This window comes from Halomonas sp. KG2, from assembly GCA_030440445.1.
In the GTDB taxonomy this organism is placed as follows: domain Bacteria; phylum Pseudomonadota; class Gammaproteobacteria; order Pseudomonadales; family Halomonadaceae; genus Vreelandella.
This window is the reverse complement of sequence record CP098528.1, coordinates 614063-632524: the sequence shown is the minus strand read 5'-3', so window position 1 is coordinate 632524 and position 18462 is coordinate 614063. Positions and strand designations below refer to the sequence as shown.

Sequence of the window (18462 nt, the reverse complement as noted above, 5' to 3'; positions counted from 1 at the left end):
GCCACATGAAGCCAGTCACCGCATTGTTGCTAGCGATACTCGCCACCACCGCCCTGCTGACATTGTTTACCCTGAATAAAGAAGATCCTCAGGGGGTTAACGGACTAAGCGAGCAGGATCAGTATGCGCTGGAAATCGGGCGTAAGGTGATCAGCATTCAAGCAGCACTGGAACAGCCGGAGCAGCCAGCCTCGGTCGAGGCCGTCAAAGTGCTGGCGCTGGATTCAAGACACTATGTCATGGTCAGGGGCTGGCTTTTACAGGAGTTGCTGTCCGCTGAAAGTTGGAAAGACACCTCCACTTACCACACATCAGAAGACTACAAGAACAAGGTAGTCAGCCGCATCCGCGCGCTACAAAAAATGGTGGCCGCCATTGATTTGGAATAATGCTACTCATCGAAAACCTTGTGCCCCGCTCACTTTGATCAGCAACACTTTACCGCGCTACCCACTCCCATGGAGACGTGAACGTGCTTAGCCGTCACCCGCTTGCCACGATTGTCATTGCCCAGCTGTTTGGAACATCGCTCTGGTTCAGTGTTAACGGCGTTGGGCTGGCGCTTCAACAGGCCGTTGGCTTGAGTGAAAGCGACTTGGGGCTGCTCACCATTGCGGTACAAGCAGGCTTTATTACCGGCACGCTGTTGATTGCTACCACCGGCCTTGCCGACCGCGTCCGTGCCAGCCACTTGTTCGCTATCTCTGCGGTAGCAGGCGCGCTGATTAATGCCGCGTTTATTGGCGTGGCCGAGAGCGTCAGCTTAGCGGTAGTAGCACGCTTTTTGGTCGGGCTGTGTCTCGCCGGTATTTATCCGCTCGGTATGAAGTTGGTGGTGAGCTGGACCCCCAACAACGCAGGCGCGGCGTTGGGCTGGTTGGTCGGTATGCTGACACTGGGCATTGCCTCGCCCCACTTGCTGCGCGGGCTAACGCTGCACTTGCCATGGCAATGGCCGCTGTTGCTGGCCTCTGCCCTGGCACTGCTGGCCGCACTGATGATTGTTAAACTAGGCGTGGGGCCGCACCTGCCCGCCAAAGCCAGCGGCGGACGCCCCTGGGCAGGGCTGGCTGCCTTCAAGCAAAAACACTTCCGCGCTGCGGCACTGGGCTACTTTGGTCACTGCTGGGAGCTATACGCCCTGTGGGCGCTGGTACCTTTTTTAGTTGCTAGAGAGTTGGAACGCCTAAGCGCAGCGCCTAGCCTTCAGCCATGGCTAAGTTTTACGGTGATTGCGTTGGGCTTACCTGGCTGCGTTTGGGCTGGCCGCTGGAGCCGCCGAGTGGGCAGTGCGCGAGTGGCCGTTGTGGCGCTAGCGACCTCCGGCACGCTTTGTTTGCTCTATCCACTCTTAGGTGGCACTTCACCCTGGCTACTGCTCACCCTGTTAGGGACTTGGGGGATTAGCGTGATTGCCGACTCGGCGCAGTTTTCCGCGCTGGCGTCAGCCGCCGCCCCACCTGAGCGTCTCGGCGCTGCGCTAGCCATGATGAATGCCATTGGCTTTGGCCTAACGATTCCGTCTATTGCCCTAGTCACTGCCCTATGGGCCAGCCAAGGTCCCTGGGTGATCTGGTGGCTGCTGCCTGGCCCAGTGCTTGGATTAATCGCCATGCGTGGGCTCTCTTCAAGTAAATGATTAGCGCGTGTTCTTGGTATGGTGGCCGCCTTGTTATCACCACCACAAAGGTTTTCCTATGGCCCACGCTGCCCACTGGGTGCCGCTTGACGTTAAGCGCCACGGCGGTTTGATGTGGCAACGTTTTACTGCCTACCATTTTGCTCAGCACATTACCCAGGCAAGCCTAGCAGAAGCCGAGTTACGCCATGCGGCCGCTAGTTTTCCAGTTGGGTTCACCCAAACAGCATCAGGTTGGCAGGCCGTCGCACTACTGGGGCTGCGCGATGAACAAAATCTCATCGTCGATAGCCAAGGGGGCTGGCGCGCGGCGTATGTGCCCGCCGCCCTGCGAAGCCACCCCTTCGGGCTGCATGCTGAATATCCTGAAAAGCTATGCATCGACCAGCATTCGCCTTTTGTGGTGGCGCGCCTGGATGCCGAGCCTTTCTTTAACCAACACGGCGAGCTAGCCAGCTTCCCCCAACAAGTACTGGCTTTTCTCCAGCAGCGGGAAGCGGGTTGTAAGCGAGTTGCACAGCAGCTTGATGCATTGGCCAATGCCAAGCTGCTCACGCCTTGGCAGCCAGAAGGCTATCAAGGCAGCGCGCCGCTATATCAAATTGATGAGCCCGCTTGGAAGGCGCTATCCGCTGAACAAATGGGGCTTTTCTGGCAATTGGGTGCGGTCCCTTTAGTGTACGCTCAGCTCATATCCCAACAGCAGCTTGGCGTTCTTCGCAGTCTTCTCCAGCGGCCAACAACACCGCCGCCAGAAGCAAACGCTTCCCGTCCCCTTTCCGAGTGGCAAGAAGCGTTCAGCAGCGAAGAACGCTATCAATGGCCGGATCCCTCTTAACTGGGTGCCAAGCACCAACGTTATTCAGGAACGTGAATGTCTTTTAATGTTGATACGCGGCCACGCAAACGGCTATTACTAAGCAGCGTGGCCGCTGCGTTTTTGCTGGCAAGCCCATTGCTGGCCGCTCAAACGGCGCTTGATGAACCACTTCCCGAGGCTGCGCCACTGCCCGCCTCATCGCTGGAAGGTCCGGCATTCTCGCCGGAACTGACGCAACTGCTAACGCGCTTTCGCTGGCAAACGGGTCAGCCAATGGAAGCCTCCCCTGCGCTAGATACGCTACGCCAAAAAATCCAACAGGCTCTAGAGCAACAGCCTCGCATTCTGGCGCAACGCTCGCGTGAGCGTGAGTCGGTGCTGCAAATTGATGAAGTGCGCGCCGTACGCCGCCCTCAGGTAAATGCTGGACTTGAGTACCGTAACGACTTGCAGCGCACTGAATCACTGCCCGACCGTGGCTCACGCGTCGACGCGGTCATTACGCTCAGCCAGCTACTGGTGGATTTTGGTGCCAGCGGCGAGCGTATTCGTGCAGCCGATCTTAGCGCTGAAGCGGCTTATTGGCAGTCCCACGCCAGTGTCGAAGAAGAAGTCCTCTACGCCTTGAATGCCTACTTGGATGTTGCCCGTGTTACCGCTCAGCGCCAGCTAGCCGAACACAATCTGCAGCAGCATCAGCGAATTTTTGAAGACGTTCAACTTCGCCGCGAGGCAGGCGCAGGTTCGCGAGCCGATGTACTGCGTGCCCAGAGCCGCTTAAGCGACGCCAACTCGCGGCTAATCTCCTTAGAAGGCGAGTTAGCCAGGGCGATTAACGTCTACCAAGAAGCGTTCTTTACCCAGCCCGACGAGCTGGCCTTGCCCCAAGGCGGGGCGCTACTAAGCGAGACCAGCGCCGACCAACTGCTGGATAACGCCCTTGCCCGTAACGCCTCGCTACGTAGCCAAACCCTGGCCAGCGAGGCCAGCGAAGCCGACGCTCAAGCTACTCGTAACGCCCGTTTGCCTAGCCTGAGCGTGGCCGTGGAAGGTCGCCAATTCGATGTGAATGAGTTCAACGAATCCGATAACGACGTAGCGCTGCTGTTTAATATTGATTACACGCCTTATAGCGGCGGCGCGACCTCCTCGCGTATTGCCCAGGCGGTTGAACGTCAGCAGCAGAGCCAATTTGAACGCCAAGCGCTGTATCGCGAGCTGGAGCGGGAAGTGCGCTCTGCCTATACCGACACGCGCACCCGCCTAGCGGAGCTGGAAGCCCAAACCGCCACGCTTGCCGCTGAAGAAGAAGCGCTACTGGCCTACCGCGATCAGTTCGCCGTAGGAAGAAGCAGCATTAACGATTTGCTGGACGCCCAGCGGGATCTGTTCCAAACCGCGCTAGAGCTGATTAATCGCCGTGTGCGCTGGGAGCAAGCTAGCTTTCAACAGCTCGCGGTAACCGGGCAGCTACTCGATGTGATGGAGATTTACCTTGAACGCCGCTAATCCCCACACGGATGCCCTTGAGCAATGCCTGACCTTTGTGGCGGCTCGGCTTGAGCTGCCGGTCTCAGAAGCGGCTGTACGCGCCCAACGGGTAGGCGCAAACACCCCGCTCACTCCCGACGGCTTTATTGATGCTGCCGAGCGTCACGGCATGGTCGCTGCGCTGGGTGAACACGCGTTGGCAACACTGGGTAACTCGCTGCTGCCAGCGGTCGCGCTGCTAAAAAACGGCCGAGCTGTGGTCATCATTGAGCGCATGGATGATGAGCGTTTTGCGCTGTTCGATCCGGCATTAGGCAAACAGCCGGTCGACACCGCGTTAAGTGCCCTTCAAGCAGAGTACATCGGCCATCTGATTGCAGTGCGTGCCCGCTACCGGCCGGTAACACTGAATAGCGAGCCAGCCATACAAGGCGGCCACTGGTTTTGGAGCGCACTCTCGTCTAATCGTTGGGTGTACACCCAAGTGGTGATTGCCGCTGCGCTAACCAACTTCCTTGGGCTAGCCACCTCACTGTTTATTATGGTGGTTTACGACCGCGTATTGCCCAACGAGGCCATTGAATCGCTCGTCGCGCTAACCGTGGGTGTGAGCATCGCATTGCTGTTTGATTTTGCGGTAAAAACGTTGCGCCAACTGTTTATTGAACGGGCGGGGCAAGAAGCTGACCTGCGCATGGGCAGACGCATTTTTGATCATGTACTCAACCTACAAATGAGTGCCAAGCGGGGCTCTACCGGTGGGTTTGCCAATACCCTGCGGGAATTTGAGTCGTTGCGCGATTTCTTCGCTTCGGCATCGCTGGTAGCGCTCGTCGATTTGCCGTTTATTTTTCTGTTTATCGGCGTGATTTATCTGATTGGGGGCCCGCTCTTTATGGTGCCGCTGATCGCCGTGCCGTTAGTACTGCTAATTGGCTTGGCAGTGCAGCCCTTTCTTAAACGCCTTTCCGGCCAAGCCTTTGAAGAGAGTCGTTCCAAGCAGGGCGTGCTGATTGAAGCGGTAGCAGGGCTGGAAACCATTAAAGCCAGTGGCGCTGCCCCCATGATTCGCCAGCGCTGGGAAGAGAGTGTTCAGCAGCAATCGAACGTGGGTCGAAAAGGCCGCGCTATTCAACAGTTTGCCCTGAATGCCACCGCGTTCGCCCAGCAAGCTGCCCAGGTGAGTATTGTGGTGTATGGGGTATTTTTAGTCGGTGATGGCATAATTTCCATGGGCGCAATGATCGCCTGTGTGATTCTCACCGGGCGGGCACTCGCGCCGCTGGCGCAGTTAGCGCAAACCATGACCCGCATTAACCAAGCCCGCACCTCTTACCGTGCGCTCGATCAGCTCATGAATATGCCTTCCGAGCGCCCCGCCGGCCGCCACTACTTAAGCCGCCCCACCCTGGAAGGCAAAATCAGCCTGCAAGATGTGAGCTTCCGCTACCCAGAGCAAACCACTGCGGCATTGGCCAATATCAATCTGACGATCGAGCCTGGAGAAAAGGTTGCGCTGCTGGGCCGTGTGGGCTCCGGGAAAAGCACCCTAGCGCGGCTACTTCTCGGTATTTACCCGCCCGAAAAAGGCGCAGTACTGGTAGACGACACCGATATTCGCCAAATTGACCCTGCGGATTTACGTCACAACATTGGTAGCGTGTTGCAGGAAGCGTGGCTGTTTTCCGGCACCGTTCGTCAGAATATTGCGATTGGTGCCCACCACCCTACCGATGAACAAATTCTCCAGGCTGCCAAACTGGCCGGCGCCCACGACTTTATCGCCCGCCATCCCCAGGGCTACGACATGCCTATTGGTGAACGCGGCGAAGGTCTTTCCGGTGGCCAGCGACAACTTATCTGTCTTGCCCGCGCGCTGTTGGGAGCCCCGCCGATGTTGCTGATGGATGAGCCGACCAGTGCAATGGATATTCAAACCGAAAAAGAAGTGATCTCACGGCTAAAAGCCGCTAGCCAGTTGCAAACCCTGGTCGTCGTGACGCACCGTACCAGCCTGCTAGCACTGGTGGATCGGGTGATTATTGTTGATCAAGGGAAGATTATTGCCGATGGCCCCAAGACTCAGGTGATGCGCCCCGTTGAAGCAGCACCTCACCGCGCGCGTGAAGGAGCAGCATTGTGAGCCGCCCGACCTCCCAGCTTGATTTTGAACACTTTGTTCGCCACGGCCGCGCCAAGCGCCCGATTGGCAGCAGCCTACTCCTGCTAACCATTATTGGCTTTTTACTGATTGGCTTCTTGTGGGCTTATCTCACGGAAGTGGACGAAGTGACCCGAGGGCAAGGCAAAGTCGTGCCCTCGCGCAGCCTGCAAGTAGTAGAAAGCCTGGAAGGCGGCGTGGTGACCGAGATTAACGTTCGCCGTGGCGACACGGTCGAACAGGGCGACACGCTGATGGTGCTTAGTGGTGGCACGCTGGAAGGTGACTACGAAGAGAGTTTACAGCGCCTGCGTTCGTTACAACTACGCTTGCAACGCCTGGAAGCCGAAATCAACCAAACGCCGCTGGCACTCGATGATGCACTCAGCCAAGGCGCACCTAGTGTGGCCGCGAGCGAAACCCGTCTGTTTCATGGGCGGCAGTTGGAGCTAAGCGCCGAACTTCAAGTATTAGAACAGCAGGGCTATCAGCGCAGTCAGGAAAAAGCTGAGCTCGAAGCCGCGTTAAGCACTGCCCGTTCCGGCGTGCAGCTGGCCGAACGAGAGCTGGCCATCATTCAGCCACTGGCCCAGCGTGGCATTGAACCAGAAACCTCGCTGCTGCGCGTTCGGCAATCGCTCAATGATCTGCGCGGCGAGGTAGCCCGCCAACAAAGTGCCGTTGCCCGCGCAGAATCTTCCATCGCTGAAATTGAAGACCGCAAAGCAGCTGCCCGCAATGCCTTTGAAGCCGATGCGCTCGCTCAACTTGCCGAAGCGACCTCACAGGTCGCAGAGCTACAAAAGACGCTTCCCGGCCGAGCAGACCAAGTAGCACGCACCACCATCCGCTCGCCAGTCGCGGGGGTCGTGAATCAAGTGCATATTAGCACCGTAGGTGGCGTAGCAGGCTCCGGTGAGCCGCTGGTAGAAGTCGTTCCTGCCGATGACGCCTTGGTCGTAGAAGCGCATATTCGCCCCTCGGATATCGCCTTCCTCTACCCTGGCCAGCCAGTGAAGGTAAAACTGACGGCCTACGACTTTGCCCGTTACGGCGGCCTGGATGGTGAGCTGGTCACTATCGCCGCCGACGCCGTTCAGATGCCCGAAAGCGGTGAGTTGATGTACCCCGTTGAGGTGCGCACCGACGGCTATCTCTATGACGCCGATAATGAGCCGTTGACCATTATTCCCGGCATGGTGGCAGAAATCGATATTCTCAGCGGTAAACGCAGCGTATTGGACTACCTCATGGAGCCCGTGGTGAAAGTACGCGACCGCGCCCTACGCGATTAACCTGCGCGCGGTTTCATCAACGCCCCTGACGCCAGGGGGTCGTTCGCGGTATACTTGCCACCATTTTTTTGCAAGCCGTGAGCCGACTCCCCATGGAAAAGACCTACCAACCCGAACAGATCGAAACCCGCTGGTACGAACGCTGGGAAGCCGACAACCGCTTCGTCCCAACAGGCCGTGGTAAGCCATTTTCGATCATGATTCCGCCGCCTAACGTGACCGGCAGCCTGCACATGGGCCACGCGTTCCAGGACACCATTATGGATACCCTGACGCGCTGGAAGCGGATGCAGGGCAACAACACCCTGTGGCAGGTAGGCACCGACCACGCTGGTATCGCCACGCAAATGCTGGTTGAGCGTAAAATTGCCGCGGAAGAAGGCAAAACCCGCCACGACCTGGGCCGCGATGCGTTTATCGACAAGGTGTGGGAGTGGAAAGAGGAGTCCGGCGGCCACATCACCCGCCAGTTGCGCCGCATGGGCGCCAGCGTTGATTGGTCCCGCGAGCGCTTCACCATGGATGACGGCTTCTATAAAGCGGTGCAAGAAGTGTTCGTACGCTTGCACGAAGAAAAGTTGATCTACCGTGGCAAACGCCTGGTGAACTGGGACCCTACCCTGCACACCGCCATTTCCGACCTAGAAGTGGAAAACAAAGAGCAGCAGGGCAGTTTCTGGCACTTCCGCTACCCGCTGGCCGATGGTGTCAAAACCGCCGATGGTAAAGATTATCTGGTCGTGGCAACCACTCGCCCCGAAACCTTGCTAGGCGATACGGGTGTCGCGGTTAACCCCGACGATGCTCGTTATGCCTCGTTGGTCGGCAAATTTATCGAATTGCCGCTGGTCGGTCGCCGCATTCCTATCGTTGCCGATGAACACGCCGATATGGAAAAAGGCTCCGGCTGCGTGAAGATCACCCCGGCCCACGACTTCAATGACTACGAAGTCGGCAAGCGCCAAAACCACTTGCTGATCAATGTGTTTACCAAGGATGCCACCATCCTTGAGCACGCTGAAATTTTTGACCTGAAAGGCACTCCCCAGCCCGACGAAGACGCCAGCCTACCCGCCAAGTACGCAGGGTTGGACCGTTTTGAAGCGCGTAAGCAGATTGTTGCCGATATGGACGCCCTGGGCCTTTTGGAACAGGTAGAAGCAGTCAACAACACCCTGCCCTATGGCGACCGTTCTGGCGATGTAATCGAGCCGTTGCTCACTGATCAATGGTTTGTTGCGGTAGAAACCCTGGCCAAACCCGCCATTGAAGCGGTGGAAAACGGCGATATCCAGTTCGTGCCGAAGAACTACGAAAACATGTACTTCGCCTGGATGCGCGACCTGCAGGACTGGTGTATCTCCCGCCAGCTGTGGTGGGGCCACCGCATTCCCGCTTGGTACGATGCCGAAGGTAATGTGTACGTTGCCCGCAGCGAAGAGGAAGCCCGCGAAAAGCACGGCCTAGGCGCAGAGGTAGCGCTGACCCAAGACGAAGACGTGCTCGACACCTGGTTCAGCTCGGGCCTGTGGACGTTTGGCACGCTAGGCTGGCCAGAAAAAACCCCAGAACTGGAAACCTTTCACCCCTCCAGCGTGCTGGTGACCGGTTTTGACATTATCTTCTTCTGGGTTGCCCGGATGATCATGATGACCCTCAAGTTCACTGGCGAAGTACCGTTCAAAACCGTTTATGTACACGGTTTAGTACGCGACGGTCAGGGTCAGAAAATGTCCAAATCCAAGGGCAATGTGCTGGACCCCATCGACCTGATTGACGGCATCAGCCTGGATGCGCTATTGGAAAAGCGCACCGGCAATATGATGCAGCCGAAACAGGCCAAAGCCATTGCCAAAGCGACCAAGGACGAGTTTAAAGACGGCATCGAAGCCCACGGCACCGATGCCCTGCGCTTTACGTTCCTTTCCCAGGCAACCACCGGGCGCGATATCAAGTTTGATATGAACCGCCTGGATGGCTACCGCAACTTCTGCAACAAGCTGTGGAACGCTTCACGCTACGTGCTAATGAATGCCGAAGGTGAAGATTGCGGCACAGAGGGTGGCGACGTTGAGCTTTCACTGGCCGACCGCTGGATTATTTCCCAGCTGCAGAAAACTGAAACCCAGGTCACCAAAGCGATGGACGAGTACCGTTTCGACCACGCCTCCCAAGCGCTGTATGAGTTTGTCTGGAACGAGTACTGCGACTGGTATCTGGAGCTTTCCAAGCCGGTCTTGTGGGACGAAAATGCCAGTGAGGAAGCCAAACGTGGCACCCGCCGTACGCTGGTCCGCGTCCTGGAAACCATTCTGCGCCTCGCCCACCCGATGATGCCCTATATCTCAGAAGAGATCTGGCAGCGCGTTGCACCACTGGCAGGCACCTTCGTCGGTGATGGCGCGTCTATCATGCTCCAAGCCTGGCCGGAAGCTGACGAAAGCAAAATCGATGAACAGGCCACTCGCGATATCGAATGGCTAAAAGGCGTGATTATCGCGGTGCGTAACATCCGCGCCGAGATGAATATTGCCCCCGGCAAGCCGTTGGATGTACTGCTCACCAAAGGCAAGCCCGAAGACGCCGAACGCCTGGAAAGCAATCGCCACTTCCTCGCTAAGCTGGCCAAGTTGGAAAGTGCCACTTGGTTGGCCAACCCAGACGACGCACCGCTCTGCGCAACGCAGCTAGTGGGCGATATGGAAGTGCTGGTACCGATGGCGGATCTAATCGACAAAGACGCCGAGCTCAACCGCTTGGCCAAAGAAATTGACAAGCAGGACAAGCTGATCGGCGGCATCGAGAAGAAGCTCGGCAACGAAGGCTTTATCGCCAAAGCCCCCGAAGCCGTGGTGGAAAAAGAGCGTGGCAAACTCGCCGAATTCCAAGCTGCCAAGCAGTTGCTGGAAGAGCAGCGCACGAAAATCTCTGCGCTATAAGCCATCTAGGCCAGACAAAAACACCCGCTTAAGCGGGTGTTTTTTTATCAGCCAATCGACTGTTCTAGTGTGACGCTCCCTTGTTCGCTGGCCCAATAGCGCCTATAACTTGACTATGGACTCACCCAGTACAGACAGCGTTTCGACTCGTCACCCCTTAGCGGTGTTGCGTTTCCTCGGTTTGGTAGTGTTGGGAAGCGGCGTTGGAGGAGTGGCGGCGTTGGCCGCCGTTGGCTTCGTTAATACGGTGGTATGGCTTAACGACCTACTGTTGATCTCTCCCCGGGGCCAGATGATGGCTGCGAACACCACCCTAGTGACACTAGCCACTCTGCTAGTGCCAATCTTTGGGGGACTACTCGTTGGTCAACTGCACCGCGGCCTGCCTGAAGGCCGACCCCATACTCCTGCCGACGTCATCGCTGCCGTCCAGACCCGCCGAGGCTGCCTACCCGCCAAGGCGGGTGCTCTCTCAGCGTTAAGCGGCCTAGTGTCGTTAGGTGCAGGCGCCTCAGTCGGCCAGTACGGGCCTCTGGTTCACCTCGGCGCGACACTTGGCTCTCTCATCACCCGCTTACTACGCCTGGGACGCTCAGAGGACAATATCACGATCGCTTGCGGGGTAGCTGCCGCCATCGCAGCGGCCTTCAATGCACCACTGGCAGGCATTGTCTTCGCCCACGAAGTGGTACTACGCCACTATGCCCTGCGCGCCTTCGCCCCAGTGGCTGCCGCCGCCATCGTCGGCTATGTGCTGGCCTCTCAGTTACTGGCTCAAGGAGCACTGTTTCATATTACTGAACCGGCCATCCCAAAGCCCTGGGAGTTCGCCCTTTTTCTAGCTTTAGGTGGCCTGGGTGCCTTGGTGGCTGGGGCCTATATACATGCCATTCTCGCGATGGGGCAACTGGCCAAGCGACTACCGCTGCCCACCAGCCTACGCCCCGCTCTCGCCGGGGCGCTGCTTGGTCTGACCGCCCTTTGGATACCTGATATCCTCGGCATGGGCCAGGAAACCCTGCGCTTCGCCACCTTGCCTGGGGCCTACGGCGGCGGCGAGCTTCTGTTGGTGTTGCTACTCAAGCTGGCCGCTACCGCATTGTGCTTAGGGCTCGGCTTCGCCGGCGGCGCTTTCAGCCCAGCACTGGTGATCGGCACTCTGTTTGGTGCTCTAGCCGGTACTCTGGTGGCAGAGCTTGGCGGCGGCCAAGAGACCTTCATCTTTTATGCGGTGTGCGGCATGGTGGCAGTAACCGCACCGGTACTTGGTGCTCCTCTCACCACGCTGCTGATTGTCTTCGAACTGACCGGCAGCTATGCCTTGACCACCGCCGCTCTAGCTAGCGTCACGCTAGCCAGCCCTCTGGCCGCCCAGCTGTTCGGCCGTTCATTATTCGATATTCAATTAGCCCGCCGTGGCTTGGATCTTTCCGCGGGCCGCAGTCGTGCGGTGCTCCAAGAAGAACGGTTGACCGAGCTGATTAGCCATGACGCCGTAACCCTACTCCCCGAGACCCCACTGACCACGGCTATCTCACGCCTTAGTCTAGCGGGGCGTAGCGAAGCTTACTTAGTGGATGATCAGGGGGTTTACCACGGTTGCGTGACCCTAGCGAGCCTGGAAGCCCTTCGCGAAGACAGCGAGTCCCCAACTCTGGCCGACTGCCCCAAAGCTCCTCGCCCAGTACTAGATCCTCAATCCTCACTTTGGGAGGCAATGCATCAGCTTCAGAAAATCACCGGCGAGGCCATCGCAGTGGTGGATGAACAGCGGCGCTTCTTAGGAGTGGCCTATGAGTCGAGTATTGCTCAGGCTTTCTTACACCATAGCGACGCCTTACGTCGGGAGGAGCACGGTGCTGGCTAGACGATGGACCCTCGGACTACTGGCTGGGCTACTCACCCTGGCCCCCTCCATCAGTGCGCAAGAGCCCGACGCTGCCGCCTCGCTAACGGTACTGAGCTGGGGCGGCGCCTATGAGCAAGCCCAGCGCCGCGCGCTCTTCACGCCCTTCACCGAGGCTCACGATGTACCAGTGGCAGTGGCCCGCTATAACGGCGGACTGACAGCACTGCGCCAAGCCGTGGCAGAGAACAACGTTCCCTGGGATGTGCTTGATATGACCCGTAGCGAGGCCATGGCAGCCTGTGAGGAAGGCTTGCTGGAACCGCTTCCCCCGGAGCTGGCTGCCCCAGCGCCAGACGGTACTCCCTCAGCCCAAGACTTTCTCCCCGGCGCCCTGGGTCGTTGCTTTATCAGCCACTCAATCTTTGCCACCGTCGTGGCCTATCGCCGCGACGCCTTCCCCGGACGTCGCCCCACTCGCATCGCTGACCTCTTTGATCAACAGCGCTTCCCTGGTCCCCGGGCCCTTCAGCGTACCCCAGCAGCAAACCTGGAGTGGGCACTGCTCTCCTACCGAGTGCCCAAGGAAGCGCTTTATCGCCTACTCAGTACCCGCCGCGGCCTAGACCTAGCCTTCACTCGATTGCAAAGCATCGACAATATCCACTGGTGGGAAGCCGGTGATACTCCAGTGCGCCTATTGGAGGAGGGTCAGGTGGTCATGGCCTCCGGCTACAATGGGCGCTTCTTCGCTGCTATGGTGGAGCGCGACCTGCCCATAGAGATCCTCTGGGATGGCCAGTTTCAGGAACACGAGACCTGGGCAATCCCCCGCGGAGCCCCAAACGCTGAGGCAGCGCGAGACTTTATCCGCTTTGCCACCACCAGTGAACGTCAGGCGGAACTGGCCCGGTATATCCCCTATGGCCCAGCGCGACGCTCTGCTGCCATGCAGGTCACCACCCACCGCGTCAGCGGCCTAGACATGCGCTTGCATATTCCCACCCACCCCATCAACGCCCAGGGCGCGGTGACCAAAGACGAGACGTGGTATGCACGCACCCAGAAACGTATCGAAGCTCTGTTTCGTGAGGCGCTGTTTCATGAAACCCTGTCGACACAGGAATGAGCGTCGTGGCAATAAATGGGCGACCCAGTGTGGTTATTCATGTTGTAAGACATTGATAAGATTTCCAAATGGGTCACGCACATAAAATCGGCGGACACCCCAAGGCTCACTTACCGGCCCGTACTCAATCTCAATCTTTGCCGATTTCACTCTCGCCAAGGCGGTCTCTAAGTTATCAACCTCTATCGATAGATCTGGCACTGGCGTACCTGAGCCACCTTCCGATGCCACACTTAACTGAGTGGTCATTTCCTCGCCCGAGCTATAGGTTCTTATCCAGCCATGATCCATCACAAGCGTGAGACCAAAAATAGTCGCATAGAACTTCTCAGCGTCTTCAAAATGCGTGGTAGCAATGTTAGAGACAATACGCTTTACAATCACCTTACCCCCTACCAGCCAGCTCCATGGGATGAGGTATGCTCACCCTATTCCCCCTTTTCTCCTTACCCTTCATCTCTTTTTATGCGTAACCATGTAAGGTTAGTACAAGAACAGCCACTAACTGGCATTGCTAAACATATACCGACACGGATGACGCTATGCCAACACCTTTAGCGGCACGTTTGCAGGTACTGGAAAACACGCTGCAACAGGCGAAGATTGCCTACCAATCGCTTACGCCAATGGCAGACACTGGGCTTGCCCACGATCATGTGTGGGTGCATCGCGATGGTGGTGATTGGGTCGCACGGCTGCCCAAGCAGAGCCAAATGAACTTGGCCCCGGCCGATAACTTGGCCTATGAAGCCGCCTGCTACGAACGCGCCAGCCAGGGCGGCCAAGTGCCCCGTTTGCATGGCATCTTGCCCGTGAGCGATACCCTGCCGCGTGGCGGGCTGCTGGTCGATGCCATTGAGGGACGGCTGGCACAGCTGCCTCAGGATTTACCACGTATCGCAGAGACCCTGGCAAGCCTACACCGCTTACCGCTACCTGAGCATCCCGAACCACTTCTAGCGCCTATCGACTCCTGGCAGGCCATGTGTGAGGAAGTTAGCCACCAAGCCGAGTGGCTGGAAAAGGCCGCCTTAGAGCCTAACGTTATCGCCCGTGTGCGTGATGAATTGGCGGCTCTGCCCACCACACTGCCTGATGCCGAGCGCTGCTTGATTAGCTTTGATACCCACCCCGGCAACTTTTTGATCACTGAAGAGGGGAACGCTGTGCTGGTGGATTTAGAGAAGTGCCGCTACGGGCTGCCGGGTATTGATCTAGCCCATACCTCGCTTTACACCTCGACCACCTGGGACATTAACAGTCAGGCAGTGCTTACTCTGGAAGAGGTCGTCGCTTTTTATCAGCGTTGGCAAGCGCATGCGGGTAAATCACCCAGCGCGGAAACACTGGTTGCCTGCCGACGAGCTACTTGGCTGTGGTCATTAACATGGTGCGCCAAATGGCGTGCTCAACACTTGCAACGTAAAGATATCGAGTACCGCGGCCAGGACTGGTCAGCAGATCTCACCGATGCTGACGTCATTGCCCATGTCCGCGACCGGGTCGAGCACTATTTATCACTGCCGATTATTGAGCATGTCCATAATGAACTTCTCCATCTAAAAGCATCTCTATAACCAACTGATTTTACAAGGTGTACGATGAAACCACGCACCATTCTAACGACCGCTGTCGCCACTACCATGTTGTCACTGGCGCTGCCCGCCATGGCTGCCCCAGATCCCACTGATTGGGATGCCGTACTGCAAGCTGCCGAAGGTCAAACCGTTTACTGGAACGCCTGGGGCGGTGACAGTCGCACCAACCGCTATATCGCTTGGGTGTCCGAGCAAATGCAGTCCACCTATGGCGTCGATGTAGAGCATGTAAAGTTAGATGACACAGGTAGCGCCGTTGCTCGTGTATTGGGTGAAAAGCAGGCTGGTAACATGGATGATGGCCGCATCGATCTGATCTGGATTAACGGCGAAAACTTCGCCGCCATGCGCGAACAGGACCTCTTATTTGGCCCCTTTGCCGAATCCCTGCCTAACTTCGCCTTGACTCACTCAGATGAAAATCCAGAAGTGGTTACCGACTTCACGCTGCCTACTGAAGGCTATGAGTCTCCTTGGGGAAAAGCACAAATCACGTTCTACTACGACAGCGCTCAAACTGAAACACCGCCGCAAAGTATTGCGGATTTGCTGGAGTGGGCCAAAGACAATCCTGGCCAATTCAGCTATCCACGTATTCCCGATTTCACCGGTAGCACCTTTTTAAAACAGGCGTTAATTGAATTATCTAATCAAGATGACGCCCTTTATGCGCCAGTGGTTGAAGCGGATTTTGCGGAGATCACCGCGCCATTGTGGGATTATCTGGATGAGTTACACCCACACCTGTGGCGCAGCGGCCGCAGTTTCCCGGAATCGGGCCCTAACCTGCGCGCATTGATGAGCGATGGCGAGCTCAGTTTAGCCTTCTCCTTCTATCCGACAGATGCCGCCGTCGCGGTGATGGAGTATGAGCTCCCAGAGAGTGTGCGCAGCTATGTGCTGGAAGACGGCACCCTAGGAAACGTTCACTTTGTCGCGATTCCCTTTAACTCTCCCCATAAAGCAGGCGCGATGGCGCTGGCCAACTTCCTGCTCTCACCTGAAGCCCAAGCCCAAAAGCAGTCGCTTAGTATGTGGGGCGATCGTACCGTATTGGCAGTCAGTCGGTTAGATGAAAACGACAAGGCACTCTTCGAACAAGGTGAAAGCCACCCATCTGCGCTGCCTGCCGATGCACTTTCCAATACCCTGGCCGAACCTCATCCCAGTTGGATGACGGCGCTACAGGATGCGTGGCTTAAGCGTTATGGCGTTAATTAATTGATCCTGCGGCTAGCCTCTATACTGCTTATTGCGCTTTTGGTTATTCCAGTAAGTGCGGGGCTTGGCATGGTGTTGTTGCCAGCCTTTGGCTATTTACCGGTGCTCGGGGCGGACACGTTTCATCTGGATGCATGGCAAGCCCTATGGGCGCACGCTGGTCTCCAGCGTTCCGTACTACTGAGCTATTTTAGCGGTCTGATCACCGCCTTGGTGGCACTGTTCATCGTGGTGCTGTTTCTGGCGGCTAGCCAAGGCACTTTGCTTGACCGTGCCATTCGGCGCATGGTCTCACCGCTACTGGCCATTCCCCATGCAGCCGTGGCCTTTGGCTTAGCCTTTCTGATTGCGCCCTCAGGGTTGCTGGTGCGCTGGGTGTCTCCTGGGCTTACTGGGTGGGAGCGCCCACCTGACCTGCTGATCGTCAACGACCCGTTAGGGCTGGCGCTAATGGCGGGCCTGATACTCAAAGAAGTGCCCTTTTTGCTATTGATGAGTCTAGCTGCGCTACCTCAGCTGCGCCCTGAACAACGAGTCACTGTTGCACGCTCGCTGGGCTACGCGCCCGGCATTGCTTGGCTGAAGAGCGTTTTTCCTGCACTTTACCCACTGATTCGCTTGCCGGTTTATGCCGTGATTGCCTACGCCACTTCGGTGGTGGATATGGCGTTGATTCTTGGCCCCACCCTGCCACCAACGTTGAGCATTTCGGTGCTCACCTGGTTTAATGATCCCGATTTAAGTCGCCGCTTTATGGCGTCTGCCGGTGCCGTACTGCAGTTCGGCGTTACCCTGGCGGCACTGCTGACTTGGTGGCTTGGCGAACAAGGGGTCAAGCTCCTCTGCCAACGCTGGTTGGCCAACGGCTCGCGGACATCAGGGGCAACGGCGATTGCGTTCGGCGGCCGTGCGTTGCTGCTATCTGTCACTTTGCTAGCGATCAGTGCGCTGGCCGGTTTGGCACTGTTTTCGTTGGCGGGCTTTTGGCGTTTTCCGGATGCGCTCCCAGATACGTTCACGCTGGATCATTGGCAGCGCATTCTGCCCAGCGTGGCAACACCGCTGATCAATACGCTGAGTGTGGGGCTGGTCGCAACGCTTATCGCCGCGGTACTGGTCGTGGCAACATTGGAGCATGCAGCGCGTTATCAGCTGCCTGCATGGCGTGCTCAGTGGCTACTTTATTTACCGCTAATTGTGCCGCAAGTGGCCTTTCTGTTTGGCTTAGTGGTGGCCGCTGAAAGCGTTGCCATTCGACCTCAGCACGCGTTAGTCGTGGCCGGTCACCTGCTGTTTGTGGTGCCATATCTCTATTTATCGCTGTCAGAAGCCTACCGGCGGCTGGATCCACGCTGGTTTCAGGTGGCACTGTCGCTAGGTGCGCCCCCCTGGCGTGCTTTTTGGCAAGTACGTCTGCCACTGTTACTGGCCCCATTACTCACTGCTTGCGCAGTCAGCTTAGCCGTCAGTATCGGCCAGTATTTGCCAACACTGCTGCTGGGAGGTGGTCGCATCCCCACCATCACTACCGAAGCCGTTGCCATGGCATCTGGCGGCAATCGCAGGCTAGTGGCGGTATTAGCGCTGTTGCAGGCGCTGCTGCCCTTTATTGGCTTTAGTCTGGCACTCTTGATTCCCCGCCTTGTGTGGGCAAAACGCCACCAAATGCGAGGAGCTGCATGACCCCAAACCTTCAAGCGTTGCGCATCAAACAGATGACGATCACGCTGGCAGGCGAAGCACTGCTGACCATGCATCGTGACATAGCACCTGGCGAAGTATTAACAGTGATGGGCCCGTCAGGCTCAGGAAAATCTACGCTACTGGCCTATCTCGCAGGTTTTTTATCGCCTGCCTTTCAGGCTCAAGGCGAACTCTATCTGGGCGATAAACGCCTAGATACGCTGCCCGCTGAACAGCGTGGCATTGGCCTGCTGTTTCAGGACCCGATGTTGTTTCCCCATTTAAGCGTGGCGGGGAATTTGCGCTTTGGCCTGCCACACCATGCCAGTAACAAACGCCAGCAGGTCGCCCAAGCGCTGGAACAGGTGGGGCTGGCGGGCTTTGAAAACCGCGATCCGGCGACCCTTTCCGGCGGCCAGCAAGCCAGGGTGGCGCTGATGCGCCTGCTGCTGTCACAGCCCCGTGCCGTGCTGCTGGATGAGCCGTTTGCCAAACTGGACACCGCACTGCGCCAGGAGATGCGTACGCTAGTGTTCGGCCAGCTTCGCGAAGCAGGCCTGCCCACCCTGCTGGTTACCCATGATGAAGCGGATGCCGATGCCGCCGGAGGGCCAATCATTGCCCTTGGTTAACCCTGGCG

The 18462-nt window shown here is 57.5% G+C and carries 14 protein-coding genes; 13 read left to right on the top strand and 1 reads right to left on the bottom strand.

What is annotated here, in order from left to right; genetic code table 11:
- The first annotated feature begins 5 nt into the window (after positions 1–5).
- From NDQ72_03070 to NDQ72_03030, 9 genes are all read left to right on the top strand, one after another.
- Positions 6–389 carry a hypothetical protein gene (locus NDQ72_03070; protein ID WKD28937.1) on the top strand — a complete coding sequence of 128 codons (384 nt, stop codon included), beginning with the start codon at positions 6–8 and terminating at the stop codon, positions 387–389.
- An 83-nt stretch (positions 390–472) separates the two neighbouring features.
- A complete protein-coding gene (locus NDQ72_03065; GenBank protein WKD28936.1) occupies positions 473–1639 on the top strand; it encodes an MFS transporter in 1167 nt (388 codons plus the stop codon).
- 58 nt (positions 1640–1697) lie between these two features.
- Positions 1698–2477 (top strand): SapC family protein, encoded by a 780-nt coding sequence (locus tag NDQ72_03060; GenBank protein WKD28935.1) that lies wholly within the window; start codon positions 1698–1700, stop codon positions 2475–2477.
- A 36-nt stretch (positions 2478–2513) separates the two neighbouring features.
- On the top strand, positions 2514–3968 hold the full coding sequence (locus tag NDQ72_03055; protein WKD28934.1) for a TolC family protein: 1455 nt from the start codon (positions 2514–2516) through the stop codon (positions 3966–3968).
- Positions 3955–6093 (top strand): type I secretion system permease/ATPase, encoded by a 2139-nt coding sequence (locus NDQ72_03050; GenBank protein WKD28933.1) that lies wholly within the window; start codon positions 3955–3957, stop codon positions 6091–6093. The genes NDQ72_03055 and NDQ72_03050 overlap by 14 nt, the downstream gene beginning before the upstream one ends.
- Positions 6090–7406: an HlyD family type I secretion periplasmic adaptor subunit gene (locus tag NDQ72_03045; GenBank protein WKD28932.1), complete on the top strand. Its 1317-nt coding sequence runs from the start codon at positions 6090–6092 to the stop codon at positions 7404–7406. The genes NDQ72_03050 and NDQ72_03045 overlap by 4 nt, the downstream gene beginning before the upstream one ends.
- A 92-nt stretch (positions 7407–7498) precedes the next feature.
- Positions 7499–10345 carry a valine--tRNA ligase gene (locus tag NDQ72_03040; protein ID WKD28931.1) on the top strand — a complete coding sequence of 949 codons (2847 nt, stop codon included), beginning with the start codon at positions 7499–7501 and terminating at the stop codon, positions 10343–10345.
- Positions 10346–10460: 115 nt separating this feature from the next.
- Positions 10461–12212: a chloride channel protein gene (locus NDQ72_03035; GenBank protein ID WKD30342.1), complete on the top strand. Its 1752-nt coding sequence runs from the start codon at positions 10461–10463 to the stop codon at positions 12210–12212.
- On the top strand, positions 12202–13320 hold the full coding sequence (locus NDQ72_03030) for an extracellular solute-binding protein (protein ID WKD28930.1): 1119 nt from the start codon (positions 12202–12204) through the stop codon (positions 13318–13320). The genes NDQ72_03035 and NDQ72_03030 overlap by 11 nt, the downstream gene beginning before the upstream one ends.
- A gap of 33 nt (positions 13321–13353) precedes the next feature.
- Here NDQ72_03030 and NDQ72_03025 read toward each other — a convergent pair whose 3' ends face one another.
- Complete coding sequence (locus NDQ72_03025; protein WKD28929.1) at positions 13354–13704, bottom strand: VOC family protein; 351 nt, start codon at positions 13702–13704, stop codon at positions 13354–13356.
- Positions 13705–13862: 158 nt separating this feature from the next.
- Between NDQ72_03025 and NDQ72_03020 the strand changes: the two genes are divergently transcribed.
- The 4 genes from NDQ72_03020 to NDQ72_03005 are packed head-to-tail and all read left to right on the top strand — an operon-like array spanning position 13863 to position 18454.
- A complete protein-coding gene (locus tag NDQ72_03020; GenBank protein WKD28928.1) occupies positions 13863–14897 on the top strand; it encodes an aminoglycoside phosphotransferase family protein in 1035 nt (344 codons plus the stop codon).
- A 24-nt stretch (positions 14898–14921) separates the two neighbouring features.
- Complete coding sequence (locus NDQ72_03015; GenBank protein WKD28927.1) at positions 14922–16139, top strand: ABC transporter substrate-binding protein; 1218 nt, start codon at positions 14922–14924, stop codon at positions 16137–16139.
- Positions 16140–17822 (top strand): ABC transporter permease subunit, encoded by a 1683-nt coding sequence (locus NDQ72_03010; GenBank protein WKD28926.1) that lies wholly within the window; start codon positions 16140–16142, stop codon positions 17820–17822.
- Positions 17819–18454 (top strand): ATP-binding cassette domain-containing protein, encoded by a 636-nt coding sequence (locus tag NDQ72_03005; GenBank protein WKD28925.1) that lies wholly within the window; start codon positions 17819–17821, stop codon positions 18452–18454. Before NDQ72_03010 ends, NDQ72_03005 begins: the two co-directional genes overlap by 4 nt.
- Positions 18455–18462 lie beyond the last annotated feature (8 nt).

What these genes read in the sequence shown, in the direction of transcription:
- NDQ72_03005 (WKD28925.1), top strand. Translation starts at nt 17,819, where the DNA reads ATGACCCCAAACCTTCAAGCGTTGCGCATCAAACAGATGACGATCACG.
- NDQ72_03040 (WKD28931.1), top strand. Translation starts at nt 7,499, where the DNA reads ATGGAAAAGACCTACCAACCCGAACAGATCGAAACCCGCTGGTACGAA.
- NDQ72_03060 (WKD28935.1), top strand. Translation starts at nt 1,698, where the DNA reads ATGGCCCACGCTGCCCACTGGGTGCCGCTTGACGTTAAGCGCCACGGC.
- NDQ72_03035 (WKD30342.1), top strand. Translation starts at nt 10,461, where the DNA reads ATGGACTCACCCAGTACAGACAGCGTTTCGACTCGTCACCCCTTAGCG.
- NDQ72_03055 (WKD28934.1), top strand. Translation starts at nt 2,514, where the DNA reads ATGTCTTTTAATGTTGATACGCGGCCACGCAAACGGCTATTACTAAGC.
- NDQ72_03015 (WKD28927.1), top strand. Translation starts at nt 14,922, where the DNA reads ATGAAACCACGCACCATTCTAACGACCGCTGTCGCCACTACCATGTTG.
- NDQ72_03020 (WKD28928.1), top strand. Translation starts at nt 13,863, where the DNA reads ATGCCAACACCTTTAGCGGCACGTTTGCAGGTACTGGAAAACACGCTG.
- NDQ72_03070 (WKD28937.1), top strand. Translation starts at nt 6, where the DNA reads ATGAAGCCAGTCACCGCATTGTTGCTAGCGATACTCGCCACCACCGCC.